Genomic DNA, 7,821 nt, shown 5'->3' with positions numbered 1-7,821 from the left:
CGCCCTGGCGGAGGTACTGACCGACCATGGTGGCGCTCCGGCAATTCAGAAACTCAAAGCCGTCCTTTTCCGACCTGTTGCCCTATGCAGGCCTCGTCGCTGACGGGATCATCCTGCTGAAGGACGGCTCGCTGATGGCCGGATGGTATTTTGCCGGACCGGATTCGGAGAGCTCCACCAATATCGAGCGCAACGAGGTCTCGCGGCAGATTAACGCCGTCCTCTCGCGGCTTGGGTCGGGCTGGATGATCCAGGTCGAGGCGGTTCGCGTCCCCACGACGGCCTATCCCGCCCGCGAGGATTGCCACTTTCCCGATCCGGTGACGCGCGCGATCGACGAGCAGCGACGGGCGCATTTCATGGCCGAGCGCGGCCACTACGAAAGCCAGCACGCGCTGATCCTGACCTATCGGCCGCCGGAGCCGCGGCGGTCGGCCATGGCACGTTACGTCTATTCGGACGAAGGAAGCCGCTCGCAAACCTATGCCGACGGGGTGCTCACTTCCTTCCAGACCTCTATCAGGGAGGTCGAGCAATATCTCGGCAATGTGCTGATGATCCGCCGCATGGTCACGCGGACGGTTGTTCATCCGGAAACCGGTGACGAGGCGCGCTACGACGAGCTCTTCCAGTTCATCCGGTTCTGCATTCTCGGCGAGAACCACCCCGTCAGGCTGCCGGCGATCCCGATGTATCTCGACTGGCTGGTGACGGCCGAATTCCATCACGGGCTCTCGCCCATGGTCGACGGCAGCTATCTCGCAATTGTCGGGATCGACGGGTTTCCGGCCGAGAGCTGGCCCGGCATCCTCAATTCGCTCGATTTGATGCCGCTGACCTATCGCTGGTCCAGCCGCTTCATCTTCCTCGACGACCAGGAAGCGCGGCAAAAGCTAGAACGCACCCGCAAGAAGTGGCAGCAGAAAGTGCGGCCGTTTTTCGATCAGCTTTTCCAGACCCAGAGCCGATCGGTCGACCAGGACGCCATGACCATGGTTGCCGAAACCGAGGACGCGATCGCCGAGGCGTCATCGCAGCTCGTCGCCTACGGCTATTACACGCCCGTCATCGTCATGTTCGACACGGACGAGGCCCGTCTGCGCGATCAGGCAGAGGCCGTCCGGAGGCTCATCCAGGCCGAAGGCTTCGGCGCCCGCATCGAAACCCTCAATGCCACCGAGGCCTATCTCGGCAGCCTGCCGGGCAACGCTCAAGCCAATGTCCGCGAACCGCTGATCAACACGCGCAACCTTGCCGATCTCATTCCGGTCAATTCCGTCTGGGCAGGCAGCGCCGTCGCCCCATGCCCGTTCTACCCGCCAAACGCCCCGCCACTGATGCAGGTCGCCAGCGGCTCGTCTCCCTTCCGGTTGAACCTTCACGTCGACGATGTCGGCCACACGCTGATCTTCGGCCCGACTGGATCGGGCAAGTCGACACTGTTGGCGCTGATCGCCGCACAGTTCCGGCGCTACGAGCACGCGCAGATTTTCGCCTTCGACAAGGGGAAGTCGCTTTATCCGCTGACTAGGGCCGCGGGCGGGGATCACTATGAGATCGGAGCCGGGGAGGGGAGAGCGCTCGCCTTCTGCCCGCTGGCCGAGCTCTCGACAGACGGTGACCGCGCTTGGGCTGCCGAGTGGGTCGAGACGCTCGTCGCCATGCAGGGTGTGACGATCACTCCGGATCACCGCAACGCCATCGCTCGCCAGATCGGTCTGCTGGCAGATGCCCGTGGGCGCTCGCTGTCCGATTTCGTGAGCGGCGTGCAGATGCGCGAGATCAAGACCGCCCTGCAGCACTACACGGTCGACGGGCCGATGGGGCAGCTCCTCGACGCGGAGGAGGACGGGCTGACGCTCGGATCGTTCCAGACCTTCGAGGTCGAGGAACTGATGAATATGGGCGAGCGCAATCTCGTGCCCGTTTTGCTCTATCTCTTTAGACGAATCGAAAAGCGCCTCACCGGGAGCCCAAGCCTCATCATTCTCGACGAGGCCTGGCTGATGCTCGGCCATCCGATGTTCCGCGACAAGATCAGGGAATGGCTGAAGGTGCTGCGCAAGGCCAATTGCGCGGTCGTGCTTGCCACGCAGTCGATCTCGGACGCGGAGCAGTCCGGTATCATCGACGTCTTGAAAGAAAGCTGCCCGACAAAGATCTGCCTGCCTAACGGTGCGGCGCGGGAATCGGGAACGCGCGAGTTCTACGAACGCATCGGGTTCAACGACCGGCAGATCGAGATCGTCGCAACGGCTATTCCCAAGCGCGAATACTACGTCGCCTCGCCCGAAGGCCGGCGGCTCTTTGATATGGCGCTCGGAGCGATCGCGCTCGCCTTCGTCGGCGCGTCCGGCAAGGACAATCTCAAACGAATTGATCAGCTTAGCGAGACGCACGGCAGCGACTGGCCAGCGGCCTGGCTGGAGGAAAGGGGAGTCGATGATGCCAAGCGCATTCTCACGCACAGCTAGGATTGCGGTGGCCGCAATTCTCACAGTCTCGTCAGCCTCCAGCACCCAGGCGGGCGGTGGCGGGTTCTTCGGAGCGACGGAATTCACGCAGATCCTCAACAATGGCGAGCTGGTCGGCCTCGTCGGCCAATCAGCCGAGCAAATCCAGAATCAGGTGACCCAGATCACGCAGCTGGCCGAGCAGATCCAGAACCAGCTGAGGATCTATGAGAACATGCTGCAGAACACGCTGACTTTGCCGAGCCACGTCTGGGGTCAGGTCGAAAGCGATCTGATGCAGCTGCAGAGCCTCGTCCAGCAGGGTCAATCGGTCGCCTTCTCGATGGGCAATGCCGATGACGTGCTGCGGCAGCGTTTCGAGAGCTTTGCCGATTTCAAGTCAGGCCTCGCCAACGGGCAGACCTTCTCGTCGAGCTATCAGGACTGGTCCGACACCAACCGCGACACGATTGGAGCGACACTCAGGGCGGCGGGACTGACCGCCGATCAGTTCAGCTCCGAGGAATCGACGATGAGCCAGCTCCGGTCGATGTCGCAGTCTTCGGTCGGCCAGATGCAGGCGCTGCAGGTCGGCCATGAGATCGCCGCCCAGCAGGTCGCCCAGGCGCAGAAGCTTCGCGGGCTCGTCTCACAGCAGGTGACGATGATGGGCACCTGGTATCAATCCGAACAAGCGGCAAAGGACCTTGCGCAGAACCGGCGCGAGGAGTTCTTCAATTCGACCACGCCGTCGACATCCGGCGGACAGACGATGGATCCGCGCTGGTGATGAGGTTCTTCATCATCGCGATCTGCGCCGTCGTCGTTTTCGTTGTCGGCATCGTCATCTGGAACGCAACCACCCAACCGGAAGCGCCGGCGGCGGCCGTCGCCCCGGAAAGGCAGCACTTCGATCTCGAGGGCGGCCAGGAGATGCGGCCGCGATGGGGCAAGTCGGAAGGCGGGGCCGATGGCACGTCAGGAAACTAGGCTCGCTCTTCTTCTGATCGGAGGCGTCATCCTCTGGGCCCATCCCACATTGGCTCAGGAAGGCACCTTGCTGACCAATCTCGAAAACGAGATTGCGACGGCCGCTCAGGGCTGGGAAACGACGATCCTTGACGCGGCCAGATCGCTCTTCTGGATTCTCGCCGGCATCGAGGTCGGGATCGCCGCGGTCTGGCTGGCGATCTCGGCGGCCTCTCTCGACACATGGTTCGCCGAGCTTGTCCGGCGCATCATGTTCATTGGCCTCTTCGTCTTCATTCTGGAGCAGGGTCCGGATTTTACGAAGGCGGTTGTAGACAGCCTGTTCCAGATCGGGGCCGGGGGCGGGTCTGCCTCACCGGCCAATGTCTTCAATGCCGGTCTTGAGGTCGCAAGTGCCATGTCTGCGAAAGCGCAGTTCGGCCTGTTCGAGGACAATGCGTTGGCGATCGCCGCCGTCTTCGCGATGGTCATCACGGTGATCTGCTTCAGCCTCGTCGCCGCGATCTTCGTCTCGGTCATGGTGGAGATGTATGTCGGACTTCTGGCCGGCATGATCATGCTCGGCCTCGGCGGTTCGAGCTTCACCAAGGATTTCTCGGTCCGCTATCTGATCTACGCATTTTCCGTCGGAATGAAGCTGATGGCGCTGGTGATGATCGCGCGGATCGGCTCGCAAGTCCTGATCAACCTCGCCAATTCGCCGACGACCGGCGACGAGTTTCTGGCGACGCTGGCAATCGCCGGCATCTCGGTCGTGGTGTTCGTCATCGCGATGTACGTCCCCAACATCGTGCAGGGCATGGTCCAGGGCGTCTCGGTCACGGGCGGAATGGAGACCATCCGTCACGGCGCCCAGGCGGCAAGCTTTGCGGCAGGCGGCGCGGCGCTTGCCGTGGGCGGGGCGAGGGCAGGGGCCGCGGCCTATTCCGATGCCCGCGCCGCCGGCAGTTCCTTTGGCGGGGCAGCACTCAAGGGCATGGCAAGCGGGATGGGCGCCGCCGGCGGTGCGGCCGCCTCGGCCGCCCGCGACAAGGCTATCGGGGTTCCGGGTACTTGGGGCGCTTCGACCCTTGGGCTTGCCAACGCCAAGCTTGACCAGTCCCAGGGTCGTCCCGCTGCCCGCCCGAACCGTGACGAGAAAGCGTGACAGAGACCATGGCTAGAACCAGTATCCCGGAAAATCCCTATCTCGCCGCGCGCCAGGAATGGAACGAGCGCTACGGGTCATATGTGAAGGCAGCCGCGGCCTGGCGGATCGTCGGGATCACCGGCATGCTCATGGCGGTCATCGGATTTTCCTACGCGCTCTATCAGAGCACACAGGTGAAGCTGGTCCCGTATATCGTCGAGGTCGACAAGCTCGGCACTGCGGCAACGACAGGGTTCCCGCAGCAGATCGAGTACGCGGACCCACGCGTCGTGCGCGCGACGCTTGGGAGCTTCGTATCGAACTTCCGCTCGGTGACGCCCGACACCGTCGTCCAGAAGCAATATATCGATCGGGCTTATGCGCATCTCAGGTCGCCCGACCCGGCGACCGAAAAGGTCAATGCGTGGTTCCGGAGCAACTCGCCTTTCGATCGCGCGCGCGAAAAGACGGTGGCGATAGAGGTCACGAACATCGTGCCGCTTTCCAACCAGAGCTATCAGATCGACTGGACCGAATATGAGCGGGACCGGCAGGGCAAGGAACTCGCAACGAGGCGGTTCCGCGGTGTCGCCACGGTGACCCTCACCCCGCCGCAAGACGAGGCGGTGATCCGCCTCAACCCCATCGGACTTTATTTGAAGGATTTTGACTGGACGGCGCAGCTCTAGGTGCCCCGGAGGATAGGTGAATGAACAAACAGACATACCGCGGCATCGTGCTTTGCGCCGGCGTGATGATCGCGGCGGCGACGCTGCCCGCACAGGGACAGCAGCTTACGAGCAACGAAGCGCGCGGAACGCAGCTCTCCGGTCAGTGGCAGCACCGGCAAGGCGTGGTAACGCGCGGAGCCGACGGCAAGGTGATCTTCCTTTATGGCGAGGTTCAGCCATCGGTCGTCTGCTCGCCGCTGCAGGTCTGCGATATCGAACTTCAGGCCGGGGAGGTGGTGCGCGACGTTCTTCTTGGCGACACCGTGCGCTGGAAGGTCGAACCGGCAACATCCGGTGCGCCAAGCGGACAGGCGATCCATCTGATCGTCAAACCGTCCGAAGCGGGCCTGGTCACCTCGATGGTCGTGACGACCTCGCGGCGCACCTATCATATTCAGCTGAAATCGCATCACAGCCAGTACATGGCCCGCGTCGGCTTCGATTATCCCGAAGACATCAATGCGCGGTTCGCCGAAATCAACGCGCGGATCGAGGCGAGCGTTGTGCCCGGCGCCGGCGTTCCGGCCGATCAGCTCGATTTCGCGTTTCACATGAGCGGCGCGGCGCGCTGGCGGCCGACGCGGATCTACAGCGACGGGATGAAGACCTACATCCAGTTTCCGTCGTCGTTGTCAGGGCAGGAGGCTCCCGTCCTGTTCGTCGTCTCCGGAGGTGAAAACCGCATCGTCAATTACCGCATGAACGGCACGATGATGGTCGTCGACTACAACATCGATCGGGCGATCCTGGTCTCCGGCGTCGGGCGCCAGCAGCAGAAGATCACGATCCGGCGGGGAGGGTAGGGCGATGCGTGCAATCAATTCCCTTCTCCGTCTCTCGGCCGCCCTGGTGCTCCTGGCCTTGCTCGCCGCGTGCCAAACCATGAGTGGACCCGGCCTCATCCGGAGCGAAGTCACGGCCGAACTCACACCGGAATCGGCGAATGCCATTGCCGGCGACATGGTGGGGCGGCTGGCGGAGCAGGTCGGGCCGGGCACGACCACGATCGAGCTGCGCGGAAGTGACACCCTGTTCGGCCCGGCTCTCGAGGCGGCGCTTCGTGAATGGGGTTATGCGGTCGTCACCGATCAGGCGACCGAGGGAACCGCGGTGACGCCGCTGGCCTATTCGATCGATCCTTTCGAGAGCGGTGTGCTGGTGCGGCTCTCGACGCTCCAGGTCGAGCTGACCCGCATGTACACGCTCAGCGCCACCGGCGCGACACCGGCCAGCCCAGTGTCCGTCATGCAGCGTGGATCGGAGGCCGCATCGTGACCGAGTCCCTGAAACTCGGCGGCGCTGGTCCGCAGGACGGGCCGCGCATCAGGCGTCTCAATCGCGTTCCGGTCATCGTCGCGATTCTGTTGGTCCTGATCTTCCTGGCGGTGATCTTTTACGGCCTGTCGTCGAGAGGATTGCATTTCGGGGGCGATCCGCAGATCGAGCCGTCATCCGCGCGACCCGCGTCCAACGACGCCGAACGGCTGAAACAGGGTGTGCCGGACGGGATTATCGGCGAACCGCAACCCGTCGTGGTCCAACCGACACCGATCGAGGAGCCCGAGCGACCGAGAAACCCGTTTCAGCGGGAACCAGAGCCGACGCCGACCGTCGTAACCGCCCCTCAGCCGACGCTTGAACCGGAAGCGGTGTGGCGGGCGCGCCTGCAGCGCGAACAGGACGAACAGGTGCTTAGAGAGTATCAGCGTCAGCAGATGGCGAGCATCCAGGCTGAAGGTGCCGCCTTCGACTCTCCGATCGCGGTCAATCTGAAGGACCTCGAGAACGCGAGTGCTGCAGCGACGCCGACGACTCAGCAAACAGGGCTAACGAACGCGAACCGGCCGGCCAGTGCGCTCGATCTTTATAGCGCCGCTCTCCAGTCCGGCATCGGTCAGGCTGCCGATCCGAACGGGCAGGCGTCCAAACAGCAATTCTTCAACCAGGATATCGCGGATCTCGGCTATCTGCCGCACTCCGTGGTGCCGCAAATGTCGCCGTTCGAGCTGAAACGTGGCTCGGTGATTCCGGCCACTCTGATCACCGGCATCAACTCCGATCTTCCCGGCCGCATCACCGCGCAAGTGTCGCAGAATGTCTACGACAGCGCGACGGGCCGCCGGCTATTGATCCCGCAGGGCGCAAAGCTGTTCGGGCGTTACGATTCCGAGGTCACATTCGGCCAGAACCGGGTACTGGTGGTCTGGACCGATATCATCTTCCCGAACGGTTCGACCCTGCAGATAGGCGGCATGGCCGGTACCGATGGCGCCGGCAATGGTGGTTTCCACGATCGGGTCGACAACCATTATCTGCGCACCTTCGGATCGGCGATCCTCGTGGCGCTGATCGGCGCCGGCACCGACATGCTTCTCCCCGATGACAACAGCACCTCAACTACGGTGGACAGCGCCAGCGACGCGGCGCGCCGCTCCTTCGCAGAGACCTTCAGTCAGATTTCGGAGCAAACGGTGTCGAAGAACCTCAATGTGCAACCGACACTTCAGATCAGGCCGGG

8 protein-coding genes are annotated in these 7,821 nt (G+C 63.1%); all 8 read left to right on the top strand.

Annotation, left to right across the window (positions count from 1 at the left end; all coding sequences use genetic code 11):
- Positions 1–26: 26 nt before the first annotated feature.
- Positions 27–2,474 carry a conjugal transfer protein TrbE gene (locus LC343_RS24785; protein ID WP_223479825.1) on the top strand — a complete coding sequence of 816 codons (2,448 nt, stop codon included), beginning with the start codon at positions 27–29 and terminating at the stop codon, positions 2,472–2,474.
- Positions 2,446–3,243 carry a P-type conjugative transfer protein TrbJ gene (gene trbJ, locus LC343_RS24780; protein ID WP_223479827.1) on the top strand — a complete coding sequence of 266 codons (798 nt, stop codon included), beginning with the start codon at positions 2,446–2,448 and terminating at the stop codon, positions 3,241–3,243. The genes LC343_RS24785 and trbJ overlap by 29 nt, the downstream gene beginning before the upstream one ends.
- Positions 3,243–3,443 (top strand): TrbJ/VirB5 family protein, encoded by a 201-nt coding sequence (locus LC343_RS24775; protein ID WP_223479824.1) that lies wholly within the window; start codon positions 3,243–3,245, stop codon positions 3,441–3,443. Before trbJ ends, LC343_RS24775 begins: the two co-directional genes overlap by 1 nt.
- Entirely contained in the window at positions 3,424–4,590 is a 1,167-nt protein-coding gene (trbL, locus tag LC343_RS24770) for a P-type conjugative transfer protein TrbL (protein ID WP_223479823.1), read from the top strand. The genes LC343_RS24775 and trbL overlap by 20 nt, the downstream gene beginning before the upstream one ends.
- A gap of 8 nt (positions 4,591–4,598) precedes the next feature.
- On the top strand, positions 4,599–5,261 hold the full coding sequence (locus LC343_RS24765; protein ID WP_223479822.1) for a conjugal transfer protein TrbF: 663 nt from the start codon (positions 4,599–4,601) through the stop codon (positions 5,259–5,261).
- Positions 5,262–5,326: 65 nt separating this feature from the next.
- On the top strand, positions 5,327–6,106 hold the full coding sequence (gene trbG, locus LC343_RS24760; protein ID WP_223479826.1) for a P-type conjugative transfer protein TrbG: 780 nt from the start codon (positions 5,327–5,329) through the stop codon (positions 6,104–6,106).
- Between the two features lie 4 nt (positions 6,107–6,110).
- A complete protein-coding gene (gene trbH, locus LC343_RS24755; protein ID WP_223479821.1) occupies positions 6,111–6,578 on the top strand; it encodes a conjugal transfer protein TrbH in 468 nt (155 codons plus the stop codon).
- Positions 6,575–7,821, top strand: a 1,247-nt coding sequence (gene trbI / locus LC343_RS24750) for an IncP-type conjugal transfer protein TrbI (protein ID WP_223479820.1), incomplete at its 3' end; no start/stop codon positions are given. The genes trbH and trbI, both read left to right, overlap by 4 nt.

This window comes from Oricola indica, from assembly GCF_019966595.1.
GTDB classification, from domain to species: Bacteria; Pseudomonadota; Alphaproteobacteria; order Rhizobiales; family Rhizobiaceae; genus Oricola; species Oricola indica.
This window is presented reverse-complemented; position numbering and strand designations above follow the sequence as displayed.